Genomic DNA, 21,642 nt, shown 5'->3' on the forward strand with positions numbered 1-21,642 from the left:
GATTCCTTACAATTATAGCTAAGTTTATCGATCGTAGCTCGATCGCCCGCTCTCAAGCATTTGCAATTGCAGTTAAAAACGCCTAAAATTAGTCAGATCGATGCTATTGAAATCCTTTTTTTTTACGTTCATCATCACCATGATTAAAAGACACTATTAAATCTCCTCGTTTTCAGGAAAAATGGTAGCCGCGTACTGTAAAGAAAATGCCGTTACATCGAGTTTATCTTCTTCAGTCCAAGTCTCGCTTTCATCGACAACCGATACATTTTGCTGCACCAAATCGTTGAGAATAAGAGTTGCCAAGCGCAGTCTATCCTTTGGTGAAAGGGTAGAAAGAACGCGATCGTAAACTTCTCGAACAGTAGTTGACATAGCAAATCCTCCTGCTTTTTATATTGTGGAAAAATTAGGGCAATTTGATTTGATTTGATTATAACTTAAAAATTTAATAAATTTATGCTATACTTGAATTCTAATTTTTAACCCCAGATTTACCTATGCCAACTTTAACTGATATTGGCACTCTCATCATTTCCACACCAGACACCTGTGGAAATCGCCCCCGCATCGCAGGCACTAGAATAACAGTTCAACGAATCGCCGTTTGGTACAAAATGGGGATGAAACCCGAAGAAATTATTGCAGAAATTCCCCACTTAAATTTAGCACAAGTTCATGCAGCACTAGCTTACTACTACGCCAATAAACAGCAAATAGATGCTGATATTGCTGATGAAGACGCTGAGTGCGATCGCTTAGCTAATGAACACAAAGCAGAGAGTTAATCTTGAGCCAAATTCGTTTATATTTAGATGAGGATATTCTGGAACGTTCCTTAGTCAAAGCGCTCCGAAATGCAGGTATTGATGTAGCTACAACTGCTGAAGCTAGCAATCTCAGTTGCACTGATGAAGAGCAATTAATATGGGCAACTGCCCAAGGGCGAGTTATCTATACTTTGAATGTGGGAGACTTTTGTCGCTTGCATAAAATTTATATGGAACAAGACCGGGAACATTCAGGAATTGTGATGGGCAGACAAAGTTATTCGATTGGGGAACAATTGCGAGGATTTTTGAGGTTGATTTCTGCAAAGTCAGCAGAAGAGATGATCGCTCAGCAAGAGTTTCTGGGAAATTATATGGACTAGCAATTTTAAATGCAGGAGACATCATGATCCCAATTCGTCTTTCATTTAGGATCGAAAACTTAATAACTTAAACACCTCCTACAGTCCTCTCTCCTGTAAGTTGCCTTCCTCAAAGGAGGCAGAGCCTCGCCTATCTGCATTACCAGGCAGAGCCTGGTAACGAGCAGTCGCTTAAGTTATTAAATTTTCATTCCTTAGTTCTTTAAAAAAACTAAAGTCCTCACTACGATCGCAATTCCCAATTCCCAAGTATATTTATTTTCCTACCATGCGATCGAGCTTTTCCTTAACCAGCAAATCTAATAAAAAGCGCAGCGCAAATAAGCCGCCGCATCCCGCAACAGCAAAAGCCACGATCGCCCCCGTTTGATATCCGCCCACCAGCAGCACCGCACCCGACAGCACCGCAAAACCAGTCACACAGGCAAAAATTAGAGTTTTCAGAGCTAGATTAATGCGTTTGAGGGCGCGATCGCTCTCGATATTTCGTACTCTAATTTGCAATTCGCCATCTTCGATCCGCTGCTCGAAACGCTTCAAAAAAACTTGCGATTTGCTCGGCTGTCGCAATTTGTAGGTGATAAAAGTTCGCGCTTGTTTTGCCAATTCTGCGATCGCACTTCCCCGGCCCTTACTCACAGCAATACTCTTGACAAAAGGCTGAGCGGATGCTAGGAAATTGTAGTCAGGGTCAAGAGTTCTAGCAATGCCGTCGAGAGTTGTCAGAGACTTGACAATAAACATCATTTCTGCAGGCAAGCGAAACGGTTGCTGCTCGAACATAATGTAAAGTTCGTTCTTAATTTCATTAAAAGCTTGAAAGTCGATCGGCTTATCAATAAACTTATCCAACAAAAAAGTAATCAGCCTCCGCACCGGCATCATATCCGGCATCGGCTCAACTAAGCCGATCGTCATTAAAGTATTGAGTACCTCATCAGTATCTTTTCTGAGCACCGCAAAAAAAGTATTGACCATTTGGTCTTTAGCCAGAGACTTCACCTCAGCCATCATCCCAAAATCGTAAAAAATCAACCTACCATCTTCTGTCACCGCCAAATTTCCCGGATGCGGGTCAGCTTGAAAAAAGCCGTCAATTAATAATTGCTTCAAGTAACAGCAAATCCCCACTTGATTGAGCTTAGCAATATCTACTCCTATCGCTTCTAAACTCAGGCGATCGTCCACCTTAATGCCCGGTGCGTATTCTACAGTCAGAATTTTTTTAGTAGTATATTGCCAGTAGACTTTAGGAACAATAATCTGAGGATATTCTTGAAAATTATGGCTGAAGCGATCGGAATTTTTACCTTCTTGCACGTAGTCAATTTCTTGATATAAAATCTTAAAAAACTCGTGATAAATAGATTCCAAATCGTACTTGCGCGTCGCCGGAAAATAGCGATCGCAAAAACGCATCACTTGGCGCACCGCCTTCACATCTAAATCGAATAAACTTTCCAAACCCGGACGCTGCACCTTGACAACCACATCTTCCCCGGTGTGCAGCCTCGCCTTGTGCACCTGTCCCAGACTCGCTGCAGCAATGGGAAACGGGTCAAAATCGCGGTACAAAGCATAAATATCTTTGCCTAATTCTGATTCTACAAGGGCGATCGCCTCTTCGGAACCAAACTCAGGAACCCGATCCTGCAACTGTTCCAACTCCTTCACGTACTCCAGCGGCAGCAAATCCGCCCGAGTCGAGAGAGACTGCCCGATTTTAATAAAAGTCGGGCCCAAATCCAGCAAAGTATTGACCAACCAATGGGCGCGAATTCTTCTAGTTTGAGGAGAATTATTTTGCAGCAGTCCATCCCACCACAAAAAAAACATAAACTGTGCCGTTGCAGCAAAAACGTCTATTTGTCGTGCCAGGGGCGAATATTTAGAACGCTGCCAACGCAGGAGTTTTGGTGCAGCTTTTGTTAGCATAATATTCAGGTTCTAGTTCCATGCAGCGCGATAATTTTTTATGGATATTCTATAGCATAGAAACCTGCTTCGACGTACAAAAATACTTCGTTGCAGGCTTTGGAAAAATTTGAAAAACCCGGTTTATGCGGTCAAAAATGGATAATAAACTCAGGAACTAAAATTTAATAATTTAAACACCCCCTCCAGTCCTCTATCTCCTATAGAATCTGTTTAAGAGCGGACTTAAGTCCGCACTACGAACCTGTTTAAGAGCGGACTTAAGTCCGCACTACGAACCTGCTATTGAGACAGGAAACCTGACAAACAATTTTAAAAGCAGGATTTGCTAGGTTTGCGAGATTTTCCAATCTCGGAATAAAGGTAAGTCTTCGCCTGTTTGTTGCCAATTAAGCGTTGCTTTTTTACCTAACTATTCTTCTAGATGACAGAATTCCGCTGGAGATTTTAGCAGAGTCAGAGTAAAAGATGTGCGCCACAAGTCGCCAGCTTCAGAACTTTCTGCAGGAGAGCTAGACACCTCGATCGTACCATTCAAGTGCTCTACTAAACACTTTACCAGCGCCAGACCCAAACCCGTACCCGCGATCGCCTGGTCAGTAATGCCTGTCCCGCGGCGGAATTTGTCAAAGATGTGGGGTAAATCAGCAGCAGAAATGCCGCGCCCGAAATTAGAGAGGCTCAAGACAATGCAGTCACCAGCCTCAGAAACCTCGAAAATCACCGCACTTCCAGCAGCCGAGTATTTGCCAGCATTCGTCAGCAGTTCCAGCAGCACCCGCTTGAAACTGTCCAGGTCGGTTTGCAGCGAAGGGGAAGACTTCGGCAAATTTACCTTCAGAGTCAATCCTTTCTGTGCCCAATTTTTTTCAAAATCCCCAGCTAAATCTTGAATTAAATGCTTGAGATCGATTTCGATCGGAGCAATAGGGACTTGCTGCGGTTCAAACTGCTTGAGAGCCAGCAAATCGTTAACCAGAGCGGTTTGCTTAGAACACTGCTGCTCTAGAATGTCGAGATTCCTAGCCCGACTTGCTAAGGGCTGTTCTGCTTGTTTGAGCATCAGAATCGCCAGCTTCATGATGGTTAGAGGGGTACGCAACTCGTGACTCATTGTACTGAGAAACTCGTCTTTCATCACTTTCAATTGGCGTAGTTGCTCTCGTTGATTGGCAGATTTTGCGTACAGTTTTTCCTGCACCTCGAGACTTTGCTGCAACTGAGCGGTTCTATCTTCGACTAGGGTTTGCGCTTGCTTGAGTTTCTGATTTTGGATAATCGCCTTGCTGACTCGGGAGCAGACTGATTCGAGCACTTCCAATTCTTCAGGACTCCAAGGGCGGGGCTCGGAGCGCTGCAACACCAAGAACCCCAAGACGGTTTGCTCTTTGTTGGTGTCGGTGAGGGGAACTAGCAATAGGGCGCGAATGTCTTGGAGTTTCAAGATTTCTGCGAGTTTCTCTGGTTCCTTGCCGATTAATTCGCTGGCGTCAGCGAGGGCGAGGGGTTGGGGTGCGGTGTGGAATGCTCGATCGCACAAATTAGATTCCGACAGCCAAAAAACGGGAGAATTCTTTGATTTTGAGTTGGAGATTTGAGATTTGGAATTTGATATTTTTTCTAAATTTTTTGTTTTGCCACTCGCACTTTTTTTCGGGACATTGTTTGATTTTATTGTTTGTTTATTGGCATTTTTTTTAACAGCGAATTCGCGAACCAATTCGACTTTTGCTTTGGGCGTTTGAGTCAGGGAAGATGTTTCTAAGAGGGGATCTGTATATTTCAACAGCAGGATTTGACCTCTATCTACTTGCAGGGTATCGACGGTACGTTCAATAACTCGCTGCAAAATTAGCTCTACTTCTGAACTCGTCTCAATCGCTGCGGCCACAGATTTGAGAAGATTTTTGTATTGAGCTTGTTGCTGTAACTGTTGTTTTAAACTGGCAATTTCTTGATTTTTTTGAATGTGACAAATCGCGATGCCGATCGCGTCTGATACTGCTTCTAGGCGCTTTTTGTCGGCGGCCGACCACTCGTGAGGTTGCGACTTACCAACAACTATTATCCCATTTACAGCTCCTCCAAATCGTGCTGGTCCTGCCAAAATTGCCCTCCAAGACAGCGGTGTCACGGGGGAATTGGGCGATGAAGCTGCTGCACTATCGAGATAGTCTGATATCGCCACTATCTCGCCCTCTGCTAGGACTTTGGCCAGGAGTGGATGGTCGAGTGATATGTTGGGCGATTCTAATTTTGTGGTTTGGGACTGTTCCGCTGTTTGAGTTGAATCCGCTGCGACAGGGGCAGGATTTGGGCGCTCGCTCTTATTTTCCCAGCAAGCATTGGGATTTATTAGTTTCTGGTTAGCTACAGCAGCAACCAAGCAGAAATCTACCCCCCATGCAGCCCCCAAAGTATTTGCTATTTGCAGGAGGACTTCTCGATCGATGCTGGTAGCGAGAATTTGGTAAAATTGCGGCCCATTAAGGGCGGGATCGACCTGATACTGCATAAGACGATCCAGAAATTTTGGGACTGATACTGGTTCTGTGATTTGTGGTAGATGCAAAGTGCAAGACTGGCGATCGGTCGATCGGTCGATCGATCTGAGTAACGTCTTGATTTCCCTGGCGATCGATCATGGCAAATAAGCCTTTATTTTTAAATAGTGTTTGAGCTGGTGCTGCAAATTGAACCTATCAATCACAGTCAGCTTAACTGTTATGAGCCCGCTTTCTGTGTTTGTGTAGCTTGCGGGCGGGTCATTGTCTGTAGGAAAATATACCTCAAGCGGATCGAGTTTTATTTTGCTCTTTTCTACCCTTCGATCTGTACTGGATGATTTTGACACCCTCGTGCGCGATCGGGATAAATCCCATCCCACTAATTTTCATGCGCCCAAAAACGGGTACTTGCTTTCCGACACTTTTGTCATGGAAATCCCAAGATTTTAGAGTCTTGTTCTGGTTCCTAGATTGAATGCTGAAATTGACATCCTCACCGGGCTAAAGCCACGGTGATTCTAAACATCACTGTTTAGATTTCCTCTTTCTACGACCCGACTTATTTGAAGGAGTTTCCTCACTCAAACAGAGGTCGATGTCTCCAGAGGCGTTTGAGGTTCCCGTGTGCCCCACGGTACGCAATCCTAGTTCTAATATATTGCGAGCGGCGTTCCAATCTCGATCTAAGACAAATCCACAATGTGGACAAATATGTGTTCTTTGACTTAACGATTTCTTCGCGACTTTCCCGCAATTAGAACAATTTTGACTTGTATAGTGTGGAGGCACTGCAACAGTCGCCACCCCAAACACTTTGCCAAAATATTCAACCCAATTTCTAAAAGCTGTCCAAGCTGCATCTGATATAGACTTAGACAACTTTCTGTTTTTAACCATGTTACGCACCGACAAGTCTTCGTAGGCTACCAAGTCGTTGGACTGGATTACGCACCTTGCTAATTTCACGGCAAAGTCTTTACGTCGCCTACTTACCTTGAGGTGTTTTCTGCTTAAACGATTCCGAGCCTTAACTCTATTTTTAGAGCCTTTCTGAGTTTTAGAGAGTCTCCGATTAAGCTTTTTAAGTGACCTTTGGGACTTTCTCAGATGGCGTGGATTCTCTACGGTATTTCCGTCAGAGTCTGTATAGAAGTACGTTAACCCGAAGTCTAAACCAATGGTTCGTCCAGTAGGTTCGCGCTTCTCATTTCGTTCCGCATCAATACAGAATTGTACATAGTACCCGTCAGCTCGGCGAACTACGCGCACCCGCTTGATTTGATTTAACTGATAGAAGTGTAGGTCACGAGTTCCCCATAATTTAAAACTTCCTGCTTTAAATCCATCGGTGAAGGTTATATTTCGTCTGTCTTCAGAAAGTTTCCATCCACAAGTTTTGTATTCAACAGAACCATGTGTTTCATGCTTTTTAAATCGCGGGAAACCTTTTTTACCGGGTCTTGCTTTCTTGCAGTTGTCGAAAAACCGCGCAATCGCTGACCAAGCTCTTTCTGCAGAAGCTTGCCTTGCCATTGAGTTGAGCTTGGCTGCCCAAGGAAACTCCTTCGCTAAGACTACGCAATAAGCGCTTAAGTCGTAGCGACCTACATCTTTTGTGTCCATCCAGTACCTGATGCAGCTATTCCGAATAAAACGAGCAGTACGAACGGCTTCGTCTAGCCGTTCGTACTGCTCGTTTTTTCCTTCTAGCTTGGCTTCAAATACTAACATTTACGTCGCTGTGATGGATATAAAGACTATAGCACGGTTTTGGCTAAATTAAAGTCGTCCTATAAGGACGGGGCTTTAGACCCAGTTTTGTGGTAAATCTTCAATACGAAAATCGACTGACCGTTATGATTATCAAGCTTTTCTAGAGACCGCTTGGTGACACTCCTCTGCTGAGTCTGTGATGTTTCCTATTTAAGTTTGTGATCCTAGCAAAATTTTATTGTGATACAAATCAGCCGATCGAGTGATGGCGAGCGCAAAAATTAAAAAATCCCCAAATCCTTACTCGCGCTCTGGCTGATGGTTACGAAGTTTTTGCTCAAAAAATCATTTTTTACTGCTTATAGAGACACTGAGCCAGCTATCTTGTTAAATTTATGCAACTTTCCTGCTTACTTATTTTGTGCTTCCTCTTGGGCGTTATCGCTATTTTGGCGGTACACAGCCGTCCGGTTGACAGCAGTCGTGTAGCGGGGATGATTTGGAGGCACGGCGGCCATCAAATCCGAAGCTTGTTGCCACTTAGCAGCTACCATTAACCAATCCTGGCGAGATTGAGCATTTTTGCCCTCGGTGGCTGCTTGCTCGGCCGTTCGCACAGCTTGTGCAAAAGAGTCCACAGCAGAATTAGCAGTCTGCTGAGAAATTTTCTTTTCTGGTGTTGCCAGACTTGGAGTAGCAACGGCTTGGGTGGTGGCTGCGGTGCTGTTTGGCACTTGGGAATTGAGCCCTTTGTAGATGGCGGCGGTCGCAGCGAGCAACAGCACGGTCAAGCCGACACCTGCGACGAGACCGCGCGGTAATTTTCGCGGTTCCTGCATCGAGCGAAGTGGAGCAATTCTCGGCAAAGCCCGCTTGCCCCCTCGATCGTGGCGTTCGTGATGGGCGGCGGCCAAACGCTTGAACAAATTCGGCTTTCTGAGTTTAATTTGTTGAGACCACAGCAGTTGATTTTCGGGATCGCGGCTAATTTCTTCGAGCCACAGCAGTTGGTGTTCTCGGACAAGCCTGCTGTTGATGTTGACTCGGCGAATATTGCGGGGATCTAGGCCCTCCAAAATTTCTCGGACTCGATCGACCAAACTAGACTGTTCTAGCAGTTGGGGTGTGGCAGCTTCGCACAGCAGTTGCAGCACACCTTCGGCAAAAACGGCTCTGGCCCTGACTCCTACCTGTGCGAGCTGGTCGTTAAGGATTTGAATAATCGCTGCCACGGAGCCCAGGCGAGCTTGTCGAGCAATATCATCTATTTGTTGATTCACCATAAAACTTCTTGACGCTTAGCAGTCTGTATATTTATCAATCCAAAGTCTCGGATCTAATTTTTACTCCTACAGGTTATCACTGGCGCTGCCAGGTTAAAATGAACTGGTGCAAATTTTGCATACCGATCGCACTTAAAACTATCAGCACAGCCGAAGAGCTCGCGCCAAAAGGAAATAAATAAACTATGGGTAAAGTAATTAGCGGTAAAATTTTTGTTTTAGACGACAACATCGATACAGATCAAATTATTCCTGCCGAATATCTGACCCTGGTGCCCTCGAAGCCCGACGAGTACGAGAAACTCGGCAGTTATGCGATGATTGGGTTGCCCGATCGCTACGGCAAGTTTATGGAAGCCGGCGAAATCAAAACCCAGTATCCGATTATAATTGCTGGCGAAAATTTTGGCTGCGGTTCTTCGCGGGAACACGCTCCGATCGCTCTGGGGGCTGCGGGCGTGAAAGCTGTGGTAGCTTTGTCTTACGCGCGGATTTTCTTTCGCAATTGCTCGGCTACTGGCGAATTGTATCCGATCGAATCGGTCGATCGACTGTGCGATGTATTTGTAACAGGCCAAGAAGTGACGATCGACTTTGCGGCAGAGCAAATTATCAACCACACTCTCGATCGAACTTTCTCGCTCAAACCTTTAGGAGAAGTAGGGCCGGTAATTGATGCCGGAGGGTTGTTTGACTACGCGCGCCAAACGGGAATGATTGCTGCTCGGTAAAGACTGCAAAGAAACCCGATAGCAACCACAGGGATTGCCTACAAAAACCGGGTTTCTTGATTTTGTTTGTATTGATGTCCGCCTACTTTTATTTGGAAATTTGGTAGTGCCTAACAAGTAGAAAACTTATGCAACTGGCACACTTCTATTGACTTGTAGAGTGCTCTACTACTTTCGTTATAATAGGGCGACGATCGAAAGTTTGAAATAGTAGAGTACCTTAATACTTGTGAGACTTGCGTAAATCCTAAAGTAATGAGATATCCTAGAGTTTTGTGGGAGTTCTGGCGTTGCTGAGTGAAGGTTTTCTTGGCTAGCGATCGGGATTTAGGGGAAGCAATCGGGGTCTCGGATCGGACAATTTTTCCCACAGAACCTGCTCAATAGCTGTACCCTCCTAGCGCCCGATTTCAACATCTTCAAGGATACCGAGGGCGTCGGGAACAAGGACAGCAACGGAATAGTAGGCGCTGACCAGGTAAGAAATAATAGCCTTTTCCTCGATGCCCATCAATCGGACAGACAGGCTAGGTTGGTATTCGTCGGCGATACCCGTTTGGTGCAAACCGATCACGCCCTGGTCTTCCTCACCAGTCCGCAACACCAAGATAGAACTGGTCTGGTTCTTGGTAATTGGGATCTTGTTACAGGGAAGAATGGGTGTATTGCGCCAAGTGATTACCTTGCTCCCATCCATGTCAATGCTGTCTGGGTAGATGCCTCGGCGGTTGCACTCCCGACTGAAGGCGGCAATTGTTCGGGGATGAGCCAGGAAGAACTTCGACTTCCTCCGACGAGTAATCAATTCATCAAGATCGTCGGGGGTGGGAGGACCGCTGCGGGTGTAGATACGCTGTTTCAGGTCAGCATTGTGCAGTAACCCGAATTCCCGGTTATTGATCAACTCGTGTTCTTGACGTTCCCGCAATGCCTCCACGGTCAGCCGCAGTTGTTGTTCCGTCTGATTCATCGGTTCGTTGTACAGATCCGCGACGCGAGTATTCACCCGCAACACAGTTTGGGCAACGCTCAACTCATATTCGCGGGGCGAGAGTTCGTAATCAACAAAAGTCCCTGGCAACTGGGTTTCCGCAAGATGACCGGCAGACAATGCGATCGAAGCTTCGCCCTGCTTGTTTTGTGGTTGTTCGGCACGAGTCCTAAACTGTTCAACATGAGCCTGCAACGCCCCCGACTGGTTGAGCAGTTCCCGAAACGCCTGTTGTGGTAGCGCCAATACGGTGCATCGGGTTACAGCCTTGATTGTAAACTTCCAAGTGCTTTCTGACTCCACCAACACATGATCGCCAAAATGATCGCCATCTGCCAGCATATCCAGCAAAGGCTCCTCGCCATACTTGCCAACAACCATCTTGTTGACTTTGCCATGAGCGATCGAGAAAAGCCGATCGGCCGGCTGACCTAACTGCACGATGATGTCACCAGGTGCGAACTCCTGTTGCACAAACCGACCTGCTAACGCACTCAACACCGCGATGTCGTCAAACCCTCGCAGCAAGGGCAACTCACACAGTTCTTGGGGAATCACCTGCACCCTCGCTCCGGTGTTGGTGAAAGTCAACCGCCCATCACCCACTGTATAGGTCAAGCGACGGTTCACCCGATAGGTGCCACCCTTCGTCTGTACCCACGGCAACATCTTCAACAACCACCGCGATGTAATTTCCTGCATCTGCGGTGCAGATTTGGTCGTCGTCGCCAAATTCCTAGCAGGGGCTGTACCCAAACTCAGTTGAGGCTGTTGACCCTCAACATCCGCAGCCGAATCATTAGAATACGTCATTACCTCATCCTTTAGTTACTAACAAAAGTGCAAGGACTTACGCAAATTCTGCCATTAACCGCTATCTAGTAGGATGACATTTGCGTAAGTCCTGAGTGCCTAATCCAATAGATAAGAAGTTAAGGCGATAACCCTTTTGCCAATTGCTCATTGACACAAGTTATTTCCCTGAATCTCTCACAAATATTTAGCGCCCGATTTCGACATCTTCGAGGATGCCGAGTGCGTCAGGTACTAGGACGGCTGCCGAGTAGTAAGCAGTGACCAGGTAGGAGATGATAGCTTTTTCGCTGATACCCATGAAGCGGACAGAGAGGCTGGGTTGGTATTCGTCGGGGATACCCGTTTGATGTAAGCCGATCACCCCTTGTTTTTCCATACCAGTGCGGAGCAAGAGGATAGAACTGGTGCGGGCCTTGGTGATGGGGATCTTGTTGCAGGGGAATATGGGTACGCCGCGCCAAGCCGTCACTTGAGCGCCGTTCATATCTATGCTGCTTGGATAGATACCCAAGCTGTTACACTCGCGACCGAAGGCTGCGATCGTGCGGGGGTGAGCTAGGAAGAACGATGGCTCCTTCCATACCGTAGCCAGCAGTTCGTCGAGGTCGTCGGGGGTGGGTGTGCCACCACGGCTGTAAATGCGCTGTTTGAGGTCAGCGTTGTGCAGTAACCCAAAATCTGGGTTGTTGATCAACTCGTACTCTTGACGTTCCCGCAATGCTTCGACGGTCAGCCGCAATTGTTGCTCGGTCTGATTCATCGGTTCATTGTAGAGATCGGCTACCCTGGTACTGATCCGCAACACAGTTTGGGCGATGCTCAATTCATATTCCCGGGGTGCAAGGTCGTAATCGACGAAGGTTCCCGGCAACTCGGTCTCCGCGAGATGTCCCGCTGCCAGGTCGATGCAGGCTTCACCGTGCATGTTCTGCGGCTGTTCCAAGCTGGCTCTGAACTCCTCAACATGAGTTCGCAACGCTTCCGACTGGTCGATCAACTGCTCAAACGCCTGTTGGGGTAGCGACAACACTATGGTTCTGGTAATCGCCTTGAGGGTGTACTGCCAAGTGTCGTCGGACTGCACCACAGTTTCATCGCCGAAATGGTCGCCGTCGGCGAGCACATCCAATACGATTTGCTCGTCATACTTGCCAACACCAATCTTGTTCACCTTGCCATGAGCAATCAGGATCACGCGATCGGCCGGCTGACCAATCTCGACGATCACCTCGTCTGGGGCGTACTCCCGCTGGACAAACTGATTTGCCAAGGCAGTTAACACATCAAGGTTGTCAAACCCTCGCAGCAAGGGCAACTCAGTAAGTTCGTGGGGAATCACCTGCACCGTCGCTCCGGTGTTGGTGAAAGTGACGCGCCCATCACCGACGGTATAACTCAACCGACGGTTGACTCGAAACACGCCACCCTTCGTCTGCACCCACGGCAATAGCTTCAACAACCACCGGGATGTAATTTCCTGCATCTGCGGTGCAGATTTGGTCGTAGTCGCCAAATTTTTGGCAGCGGCTGTACCCAAACTCAGTTGGGGCTGTTGACCCTCAACATCCGCACCCGAATCATTAGAATATGTCACAACTTAATCCTCAACTATCTAGTTACTAAAAAACTCGGTCTAATTTGACCGAACGCTGACAAAAGAACCCACTCCAACAAAACCTATTTTCTTACATAAGGGTCTGAATTGCTCGACCAAATATTGTCAAAATGATTTCCCGCACCGACCAACGAGCCGATCCGTGCAGCCGAGGTTCCCAGCCCTGTGGGGCCGCCCAGCAGCCGCGCGATCGGGGAAGCACTATTACGCAATTCAAATTCCTTATAGCGGTCTACCTTGATATGCCACCTGAGTACGCCGCACATCCAATTTTCTAATTTCTCGACGTATCCCAGCAATTTCTCGCGGGTACTTTCATCCAGGTTGAAATCGTCGAATAGGGCAGGCAATTCAGTGGCAACAATGTGTTGAAACTGTTTTGCCCGATCGGTCATCAAATTGTTCACAATCTCGACAGCCTGGGGTATATTGCAGTTGAGGAAATTCTGCACAACTAGCACGAGGTTATGGATTTCGCCCTCAAATTCGATTTCTTTTTGGTAGGAGAAGATATCGTTAGTGAAACAGGCAAAGTCTGCCGCAGAATTCTCCAGCGATCGCATCGGCCGGCTGTAGTAAATCTCCATCGGGATCTCGCCGCCCTGGGCTAGTCGAGACAAGCTCATCGTCAAATCCGAGCCAAAGGTCTTACGGCGCATCTCAATATAATCGATCGGGTCAGGAATCCGATTTTGGATCTGGTTGGCCAGTTCCCACACCCAACTGTCAGTCATATCCTGAATCGCGCGGCGGAACTCAGTCCGCGCGGTGAGGGACATGGGCCCAGCAGTGCGAGACCAAATATCTGCCAAGCCCCGTTCCACCGGATTAGTCGGCACGGCAGGGGGAGTGGAGTCGTCGAGGGGCATGAAAACCGACATTCGGGCGTTGAACACTTTCGCACCAACTATGTCCCGGTTATTTCCGTAGATGGCTGGGAAGTAATCGTCGGCATAGGTTCCCCACACCAGCCAGCACGCTGTCAGATTCAGCTCATCCTCAGACCCCTTCGGATGGATCAACGCACCGCATAGGGCGACATCGGCAACATCAAACTTGTGGTCATTCCAGATGAAGCCATCAGGAATGCCCGGTAGCTCGTCCAGCATCCCCATCTGGCGCGCCCATTCCTTGGAATGCTTCCGCGCCTCATCCAGATTGGGATTCAAAGTGGTAGAGAAGGGCATATAAAACTTAGGCAATTTCACGGGCCCTACAGCCTGGTAGGGAACGTAAGTAAAGCTATTGAACCTTCCTAAACCCAAGGTGGAGTATAACGATTCCAACCGCAACCCCGATGTCCCTAACCCTGTGGGGCCTAGATTCAGCGTCGGTGTCGCAGAATTACCCGCTTCCTCGTTCATGTAGCGGCTCGACCTCATGTGCCACTCGTGACCGCCCGACTGCCAATCCTGAAGTCCTTTGATGTAAAGGAGAACGTTCACACGCTCTACGGGGTCTACTCCGTGTTCCTCAAAGAGGGAGGGCAACTCGGTAACAGCAGTGTTGTCAAACTGATATAACCGCGAGTTCAGCAGCTCGTTGGTGAGATTAGCCGCCTCTTGGGTACTAATATTCAAGAAGCGCTCCAAAACCAACACGCAGTTGGAATTTTCACCTTCATCTTCCACTTCTCTCTGGTAGGAGAACAGGTCGTTGCGAAGATGCACTGCATCGGCAAATGTGTCTTTTAAGACTCGCATCGGTCGAGTGGCGGCAATTTTAGCTGGAACTTCTACAAACGCAGCGTGTTCGACGAGATGGGCTGACCAGGGTGCGCCACCGACTTTACGCCGCATCTCGATATATTCGATCGGGTTAGCAATCCGATTTTGATTGATATTGGCGAGTTCCCACATCGACTCATCTAAGAGGTGCTTGGTACTCTCAAAGAATCGTCGCCGCCATTCCACAGACTTAGTAAAGGCAGTGCGAGACCAGAGGTTTAACAAACCGCGCTCTACTGGGTTGGTGGGAACGGGAGGGGTTTCGTTAGGGAAAATCGGCATAAATGCGGGTAGTCGATCGAGGTATTCCTTCGCCCCAACCAAATCTTGACTGCGCTTATAGATTTCCAGAAAGTGATCGTCAAAAAAGAATACCCACACATACCAGTCGGTTACTAGGTCAAGTTCCGTCCCTGGTGCGTCTGGATGGGTGTAAGAGCAAAGTAAAGCGTAGTCATGGGCATCGAATTTACGTTCGTCCCAAATAGGTTGCTCTTGGGCTTCCTCTTTTGAGCCAAGTATGCCCATATCGTAAGCCCACGCCTTGGAATGAACTCGCGCTGCTTCCAGGTTTGGGTTCAGTCGTGCCGGCCAAGGCATATAAAATTCTGGCAGTTTAAATGGTTGCATGATCTGCGCGTAACCTTCTGTTGGGTCTTCTTGCTATTTTTTGCCGACCAACGGCTGAGCTGTGGCAGTTGGCTAGCATTCTCGCCGCCCTAGCCAGGTCTCATATGTGGTTTGTTAGTGATTGTACTGTACGCTAGTTCATATTCACGGTAGCGATCGAGTCAATAAAATTTAATAAAATACGTTGGTGAGCAATGCCAAAAGGTCGCACATCTCCTGACTGCTCAGAAAAGCATTTGCCAGCCCGAATCTGCTCCGGTGTCAACAACTTCATATCCCAACCTTCAAGCAAAACTAAATCCTTGACATCCGCACTAAGTTGTCCGTGAAAAACGTGGCGAACAACATCTCCTTCGACATCGCAACAAAAAAGAGAGATACTTCTAGGAGGAGCAGCATAACTAATTTCTTCTTGCAATTCCCGGACTACGGCAACTTCCGGCGTTTCCCCCGGTTCCATGTGTCCGCCAAACAAAGCCCAATGTCCCGGATACCTAATATTAGGAACATCGTCCCGCAACTGGCAGAGAAACTTGCCGTCTCGGTATAAAATGGCGACCGCAACATGAATTTTAGTCATTGGTTATTGGTTATTTGTTATTGGTTATTGGTCATTAATCATATCGTTTCCGGTTGCATCGGAATAATAAAATCGAGTCAACAGTCAACAGTCAACAGTCAACAATCATGTTTGAGTGCAACCGGAATTGATATCATTAGTCATTAATCATAAAGGTTTAGCGACTTAGGATATACGGAATCATTTATTGTCTGTGGGGCGGTTTCACCAATAATATCGACCATCAACAAACAATTTTAATAAACCAGCACCCACCCCACAGACAATATCCCAACTACATCAAAATCAATCTTAATTAGCGAACAAATTCGCCTGTACCTATTGCGAACCATCGGCCGCTGAAATGCGTTTTAATTGTTTCAGTTCCTCAACATAAACTTCACCTAAATCCTGTCCTGCCAATCCCTTTAGCGTAATACTTTTGTAGCGGACTTCTCCCTTCAGCAAAACTTCATCGCCAAGCTGGGGCAAAGCTTGCTTAGTTAAAATCCAAATCTTACCGGTACTGTCTTGGATTTGATAAGCCGCATTCCCCACAAAAGGAGCGCGATTTTCCACCTTTCCCCGGAGATAAACTTCACTATCGACTTGCCGCTTTTGTTGAATGTCCGCAATATTAGTAACATTAAAACCAAGATTGAGTTGAGACATCGGTAAACTGCCACAACTGAGCAAACCGCTGGTAAGTATTAGCAATAAAGAGCCAGTGGAGAATCTTTGAACCCAAACTTGCTTAATTGCATATGTAGTCATTAGGTCAACTGATTTGAGATTTGAGATACGACTTACTTTAACAGAATCTCCAGACTCGATCGCAAGAGGCGAAATTCCTCTAGTTTAGTCCGAGTCTGCGATTAAGGTAAAATCTAAAATCGTCAGCCCCTAACCCAGAGTCTACAATGGATTCCAAAACTGCTCAAATACTAGATGGCAAAGCTTTAGCGACAAAGATTCAAAGCGAGCTGAGCGATCGAGTCCGCGCCCTACAGCCCCAGATTGGGCGTCCTCCGGGACTTGCAGTGCTGATGGTGGGGGACAACCCAGCCAGCGCGGCTTACGTGCGTAACAAAGAGCGAGCCTGCGCTAAAGTTGGCATAGCTTCCTTTGGCCAGCATTACCCAGCAAATGCGACTCAAGCTGAGCTCGAACTTGCAATTAGGGCGCTCAACGAGGACGATCGAGTAGACGGCATTTTAGTGCAACTCCCCCTACCAGAAAACCTAGATGCAATTGCACTGCTGTACCAAATTGCCCCAGACAAAGACGCAGACGGATTGCACCCTATAAATTTAGGCCGCTTGGTGCGCGGGGAAGAAGGTTTACGCAGTTGTACTCCCGCCGGAGTGATGCGGTTATTGGAAGAATATCAGATTGATTTGAAAGGAAAAAATGCCGTTGTTTTGGGGCGCAGTATTTTGGTAGGTAAACCGATGGCGCTGATGCTGTTAGAAGCTGATTGTACTGTGACTGTAGCTCATTCGCGGACGAAAAACCTAGAATCAATTACCAGCCAAGCCGATATTTTGATAGCTGCAGTCGGGCGCACAGAAATGATTTCAGCTAATATGGTCAAACCGGGAGCAATAGTAATTGATGTAGGTATTAACCGCGTCGTAAATCCAGACGGTACTAGCCGTTTGGCCGGAGATGTAAATTTTGATGCTGTGAAAACAGTAGCCGAATTTATCACGCCGGTGCCGGGAGGAATAGGGCCGATGACTGTTGCTATGCTGTTGGAAAATACCGTTTCGAGTTATCAGAAAAAGATAGTTTAATGCGCCTGTAGCGGTAAGGTGCGCCTGCTGGACGCACCCTACATCATGCGGGTTCTGCGATGGATTGTATCTCTTGCACTCACTCAGTCACTCACAAATTATCTGCGTTTATTTGTGTTGATCTCTCTGACATCTACGGTTGCAGGATCGAGCATTTATGCAAAAAGTCTATTAAATACCGTACAGGCTAATTGTGGCTGCGGCGACTATTGTTTGACAGCAACAACGCGAATTCGTCGATAATCCGCAATCCAATTACCATCGCGGTAAAGAGTTGGCCGCAAACGTTCTTCAACTGCGTTAATTACGTGCGATCGCACTTCCGGCGACAAACCCGACAAAAACCCGCCTGCAAACATCTCAATCCAATTTACCATACCCGCGCTGCCGCCGGCTAGGGGAGTCGGGCGATCGAACAAAACCGCATAAACCACCTCAAAACCCTGCTTTTCCAAAAGTCCAGCATACTCGCCGACACTCGGAAAATACCAATGATTAAGCGATTGGGGCTCCGACAAGCCAATTTCTGACAAAACACTCAAAAGCGTCCGGGCGATCGCCCCCACATTCCCCTTACCGCCAAACTCAGCCACAAAACGCCCTCCCGGCCTCAGCGCTTTTTCCACACAATCGATCGCAGCATCCGGCTGCTTAATCCAGTGCAAAACCGCATTAGAAAACACAGCATCTAACGGCTGTTCCACTTGAAAATCCCTAGCATCCGCCACCGCAAAATTAATCTGAGGATAGTTAACTTTTGCCGTAGAAATCATCGTCAAAGATGAATCAATACCTTGCACAAAAGCACCGCTTTCAGCAATTTTTCCAGTTAACTGTCCCGTACCGCAGCCCAAATCCAGAATTTGTTCACCAGCCTTCGGAACCAGCAACTCCAAAAGCGATTCGCCGTACTGCCAAACAAAAGCATGATTTCCCTCATAAAGAGCTGAATTCCAAAAAGCTTGTGCCATCTCATCTCTCCTCTTCTCTTCTTTTCTCTTCTCTTCGCGTTCTTCGCGCCTTCGCGGTTCGTTATTAAATCATTTCCCAGCAAGCAGATTAATTCCATCCCCCTCAATTCTGCAAACCCTAATATTTTCCAAAATCCGCGCACCCTGCTTTTCATAAAAAGCAATACCAGGCGCATTCCCAGTATTAACAGTCCATTCAATCCGCCCGCAATTTGTGGACTCAGCAATTTGTGCCAAATGTTTCAACAAAGCTGTACCCACTCCCATACCGCGCATAGGAGCTTGCACAAACAAATCATCAAGCCAGAGGCACGGCTGCGCCAACAAACTTGAATAGGAAGGATAAAACATCGCAAATCCTACCGCTTTTCCTGCAACTTCCGCCAACAAAACCCGCACTAGCGGACGATTGCCAAATAAAGTTTCCTGCAATTTATCTGTTGTTGCTGCTAACAGATGTCTGGCTCCATCAAACTCGCTTTTTTGCGAAATAAAAGCCAGAATGAGTTCCAAATCTGCCAGCTCTGCTTCTCTAATTTTGATAGCCAAATTAGCCATTATTTGAATTCTCAATTTCACCTATTAATCAGTGTATTAAATGCCCTCATAAATGTCCAATACTTGTTTAAACAACAACTTATACTTTTAAAATATTAATGATTTAAAATGTATGGAACTGCGACATTTGCGTTATTTCATTGCGGTTGCAGAAGAGTTGAATTTCACTCGCGCAGCCGAAAAACTGCACATGGCTCAACCTCCGCTGAGCCAACAAATTCAGCATTTGGAGGCAGAGTTGGGCTTTCAACTGTTTCACCGCACCAAGCGGACGGTGCAGCTAACGGAAGCGGGACAGGTTTTTTTTGAGGAATCACAAAAAATTATGCAGCAAGTCGATCGCGCAATTCAACTCGGCAGACAAACCAGCCGTGGCGAACTCGGCCAACTAACTGTAGGCTTTGTGAGTTCCGCCGCGCACAATGTGGTTCCACCTATTTTGCAGGCGTTTCGCACTCGGTGTCGGGCCGTCAAACTCGAACTGCACGAACTCACAACTAACGAACAGTTGCAGCGGTTGCGGGAAGGGCGCATTGATCTCGGCTTCGTGCGCCCTCCAGTCGAGGAAGATGGCATAAATTCCGAAATCGTGTTTCGAGAACCTCTGATGGTGGCGCTACCAGAAACGCATCCTTTGAGCGATCGCCCTTACGTGGAATTGCGCGAACTCTCAGGCGAACCGTTTATCCTATTTCCGCGTTCCCAAGCTCCGGCATTGTACGATGCGATCGTCAGTCTTTGTCAGCAAGCCGGTTTTAGCCCGATCGCCGGTCAAGAAGCGATTCAAATGCAGACAATTATCAGTTTGGTAGCGGCCGAGATGGGCGTGGCGATCGTCCCGGCATCCATGCAAAATTTCCAGCGCAGCGGGGTTGTTTACAAATCTTTGCCAGAATCAACCTGCATGGTGGCGATCGCCCTAATTTGGCGCAACCATCCTACGGCAGCGGTGCAGCGGTTTTTGGAAGTTGTCAGGCAAAGTGGCGGATTTGAGATTTGAGATTGTAGATTTTAGATAAACGGGTAATTTCACAAAGTTATCAAAACTCAAAGATTTTCTGTGCAACAACACCCTTAGAATGATTAATTGATACTCGGAGTGCGGATAACCACCGCCCTAAAAGTCGGCCAGATTCGACCTGAACAACTCAAAGTATCTCCATTCACATTCAGTACAAGAGAGCAAGGGATGGTATTGGCAACAGAAATGGATTCTTCCAAACCGGAATCCGCTTTCGACTTATCTACTTACTTAGTCGAGCAAAAAAGGGCGATCGAGGTAGCTCTCGACAATGCACTACCGGTCATCTACCCAGAGAAAATTTACGAAGCCATGCGCTACTCGCTGCTAGCGGGCGGCAAGCGCTTGCGTCCGATCCTGTGTTTGGCTAGCTGCGAACTCGCCGGCGGCACTACCTCTATGGCAATTCCGACAGCTTGCGCTTTGGAAATGATCCATACAATGTCGCTAATTCACGACGATTTGCCGGCAATGGACAATGACGACTACCGGCGCGGCAAACTGACAAACCACAAAGTCTATGGCGAAGATATCGCTATTTTGGCTGGGGATGGTTTGTTGACCTATGCTTTTGAATTTATAGCCAGTAAAACTCAGAACGTACCCCCCCAGCAGGTGTTGCAGACGATCGCCCATTTAGCGCGAGCTGCCGGGGCTGGTGGACTCATCGGCGGTCAGGTGGTTGACGTGGAGTCGGAAGGAAAGACAGATGTTTCTCTGGAAACTTTGAATTATATTCACGCTCACAAAACCGGCGCGCTGTTAGAAGCCTGCGTAGTTTGTGGGGGAATTTTGGGTGGGGCTTCGGCTGCTGATTTGCAGCGGATGTCTCGTTTTGCCAAGAATATTGGGCTGGCTTTCCAGATAATTGACGATATTCTGGATATTACGGCTACTCAAGAAGAATTGGGCAAAACTGCTGGGAAAGATGTTATAGCAGGGAAAGTGACTTATCCGAGTTTGTGGGGAATTGATGAGTCTCGGCGCCAAGCTTCGCAGCTTGTTGCTGATGCTAAGTCTCAACTGGCAGTGTTTGGGAGCAAAGCTCTACCGCTGCTGGGGATTGCTGATTTTATTACAAGCCGCAGTAACTAGAAATACCAAACAGTATGCAGGAAATTTGCAGCGGCATTTTAAACAATCATGTACTGATAGTGGCTTTGATCGCTTGTCTGGCGGCTCAAGTATTAAAGTTGCCGATCGAATTAGTCAAAAATCGTAAATTCAATCTTCGGAATTTAGTAACCACCGGCGGAATGCCCAGCGCTCATTCTTCCTTTGTCGGCGCTTTAGCGGCTGGTGTGGGACAAACGATGGGGTGGGAAAGTTCCGAGTTTGCGATCGCCACGATTTTTGCAATTATCGTTATGTACGATGCTGCTGGCGTCCGCCAAGCCGCCGGCAAACAAGCCCGCATTCTCAACCAACTAATTGACGAGTTTTTTGAGGAAGATCACAACCTAAATGAAGCTCGCCTGAAAGAGTTGCTGGGACACACTCCCTTTCAAGTAGTCGTCGGTTTGGGGCTGGGAATCGCGATTTCTTGGATTGCAGGGCCTGCATATTAGTTAACAGTTAACTGTTGACTGTTGACTGTTGACTGTTAACTAATGACTAATGACTAATGACTAATGAC

At 47.3% G+C, this 21,642-nt stretch carries 19 protein-coding genes; 7 read left to right on the plus strand and 12 right to left on the minus strand.

Annotated features, from left to right (window positions below; translation table 11 throughout):
* Positions 1–156 precede the first annotated feature (156 nt).
* The gene (locus tag QUB13_RS03945) at positions 157–375 is read right to left on the minus strand and encodes a hypothetical protein (protein WP_333379136.1); all 219 of its coding nucleotides are present in this window, start codon (positions 373–375) and stop codon (positions 157–159) included.
* A gap of 125 nt (positions 376–500) precedes the next feature.
* Between QUB13_RS03945 and QUB13_RS03950 the strand changes: the two genes are divergently transcribed.
* On the plus strand, positions 501–788 hold the full coding sequence (locus QUB13_RS03950) for a DUF433 domain-containing protein (protein ID WP_333379138.1): 288 nt from the start codon (positions 501–503) through the stop codon (positions 786–788).
* A gap of 2 nt (positions 789–790) precedes the next feature.
* Positions 791–1,153, plus strand: coding sequence for a DUF5615 family PIN-like protein (locus QUB13_RS03955; protein ID WP_333379140.1), 363 nt, complete (start codon positions 791–793; stop codon positions 1,151–1,153).
* Positions 1,154–1,408: 255 nt separating this feature from the next.
* On the opposite strand, the gene QUB13_RS03960 is transcribed toward QUB13_RS03955, so the two are convergent.
* The 4 genes from QUB13_RS03960 to QUB13_RS03975 all read right to left on the minus strand — a co-directional run bounded on the left by QUB13_RS03960 (position 1,409) and on the right by QUB13_RS03975 (position 8,591).
* The gene (locus tag QUB13_RS03960; RefSeq protein ID WP_333379142.1) at positions 1,409–3,088 is read right to left on the minus strand and encodes an ABC1 kinase family protein; all 1,680 of its coding nucleotides are present in this window, start codon (positions 3,086–3,088) and stop codon (positions 1,409–1,411) included.
* 412 nt (positions 3,089–3,500) lie between these two features.
* On the minus strand, positions 3,501–5,603 hold the full coding sequence (locus tag QUB13_RS03965; RefSeq protein WP_333379145.1) for a GAF domain-containing sensor histidine kinase: 2,103 nt from the start codon (positions 5,601–5,603) through the stop codon (positions 3,501–3,503).
* Between the two features lie 517 nt (positions 5,604–6,120).
* Positions 6,121–7,326, minus strand: a complete 1,206-nt coding sequence (locus QUB13_RS03970; protein ID WP_333379147.1) for an RNA-guided endonuclease InsQ/TnpB family protein — start codon at positions 7,324–7,326, stop codon at positions 6,121–6,123.
* 392 nt (positions 7,327–7,718) lie between these two features.
* Positions 7,719–8,591, minus strand: a complete 873-nt coding sequence (locus QUB13_RS03975; RefSeq protein ID WP_333379149.1) for a hypothetical protein — start codon at positions 8,589–8,591, stop codon at positions 7,719–7,721.
* Between the two features lie 185 nt (positions 8,592–8,776).
* Here QUB13_RS03975 and QUB13_RS03980 point away from each other — a divergent pair, with 185 nt between their 5' ends.
* Positions 8,777–9,322, plus strand: coding sequence for a LeuD/DmdB family oxidoreductase small subunit (locus QUB13_RS03980; RefSeq protein WP_333379151.1), 546 nt, complete (start codon positions 8,777–8,779; stop codon positions 9,320–9,322).
* A 397-nt stretch (positions 9,323–9,719) separates the two neighbouring features.
* Here QUB13_RS03980 and QUB13_RS03985 read toward each other — a convergent pair whose 3' ends face one another.
* The 5 genes from QUB13_RS03985 to QUB13_RS04005 form a co-directional block, all read right to left on the minus strand.
* Positions 9,720–11,126, minus strand: a complete 1,407-nt coding sequence (locus QUB13_RS03985; RefSeq protein ID WP_333092607.1) for a family 2B encapsulin nanocompartment shell protein — start codon at positions 11,124–11,126, stop codon at positions 9,720–9,722.
* A 187-nt stretch (positions 11,127–11,313) separates the two neighbouring features.
* A complete protein-coding gene (locus QUB13_RS03990) occupies positions 11,314–12,723 on the minus strand; it encodes a family 2B encapsulin nanocompartment shell protein (RefSeq protein ID WP_333379154.1) in 1,410 nt (469 codons plus the stop codon).
* Positions 12,724–12,806: 83 nt separating this feature from the next.
* The gene (locus tag QUB13_RS03995) at positions 12,807–15,101 is read right to left on the minus strand and encodes a family 2 encapsulin nanocompartment cargo protein terpene cyclase (RefSeq protein WP_333379157.1); all 2,295 of its coding nucleotides are present in this window, start codon (positions 15,099–15,101) and stop codon (positions 12,807–12,809) included.
* 133 nt (positions 15,102–15,234) lie between these two features.
* Positions 15,235–15,681 (minus strand): NUDIX hydrolase, encoded by a 447-nt coding sequence (locus tag QUB13_RS04000; protein ID WP_333379159.1) that lies wholly within the window; start codon positions 15,679–15,681, stop codon positions 15,235–15,237.
* A gap of 318 nt (positions 15,682–15,999) precedes the next feature.
* Positions 16,000–16,434: a DNA-binding protein gene (locus tag QUB13_RS04005; protein WP_333379161.1), complete on the minus strand. Its 435-nt coding sequence runs from the start codon at positions 16,432–16,434 to the stop codon at positions 16,000–16,002.
* A gap of 146 nt (positions 16,435–16,580) precedes the next feature.
* Between QUB13_RS04005 and folD the strand changes: the two genes are divergently transcribed.
* A complete protein-coding gene (folD, locus tag QUB13_RS04010) occupies positions 16,581–17,456 on the plus strand; it encodes a bifunctional methylenetetrahydrofolate dehydrogenase/methenyltetrahydrofolate cyclohydrolase FolD (protein ID WP_333092612.1) in 876 nt (291 codons plus the stop codon).
* 206 nt (positions 17,457–17,662) lie between these two features.
* On the opposite strand, the gene QUB13_RS04015 is transcribed toward folD, so the two are convergent.
* Positions 17,663–18,427 carry a methyltransferase domain-containing protein gene (locus QUB13_RS04015; RefSeq protein ID WP_333379165.1) on the minus strand — a complete coding sequence of 255 codons (765 nt, stop codon included), beginning with the start codon at positions 18,425–18,427 and terminating at the stop codon, positions 17,663–17,665.
* Positions 18,428–18,496: 69 nt separating this feature from the next.
* Positions 18,497–18,985, minus strand: a complete 489-nt coding sequence (locus QUB13_RS04020) for a GNAT family N-acetyltransferase (RefSeq protein WP_333379167.1) — start codon at positions 18,983–18,985, stop codon at positions 18,497–18,499.
* Positions 18,986–19,097: 112 nt separating this feature from the next.
* Here QUB13_RS04020 and QUB13_RS04025 point away from each other — a divergent pair, with 112 nt between their 5' ends.
* The 3 genes from QUB13_RS04025 (at position 19,098) to QUB13_RS04035 (ending at position 21,574) form a co-directional block, all read left to right on the plus strand.
* On the plus strand, positions 19,098–19,985 hold the full coding sequence (locus QUB13_RS04025; RefSeq protein ID WP_333379169.1) for a LysR family transcriptional regulator: 888 nt from the start codon (positions 19,098–19,100) through the stop codon (positions 19,983–19,985).
* Between the two features lie 189 nt (positions 19,986–20,174).
* Positions 20,175–21,101: a geranylgeranyl diphosphate synthase CrtE gene (crtE, locus tag QUB13_RS04030; protein ID WP_333379372.1), complete on the plus strand. Its 927-nt coding sequence runs from the start codon at positions 20,175–20,177 to the stop codon at positions 21,099–21,101.
* A 14-nt stretch (positions 21,102–21,115) separates the two neighbouring features.
* Positions 21,116–21,574, plus strand: coding sequence for a divergent PAP2 family protein (locus QUB13_RS04035; protein ID WP_194008601.1), 459 nt, complete (start codon positions 21,116–21,118; stop codon positions 21,572–21,574).
* Positions 21,575–21,642: the final 68 nt, after the last annotated feature.

Origin of the sequence: Microcoleus sp. B4-D4, assembly GCF_036705185.1 — a bacterium.
GTDB lineage: Bacteria > Cyanobacteriota > Cyanobacteriia > Cyanobacteriales > Microcoleaceae > Microcoleus.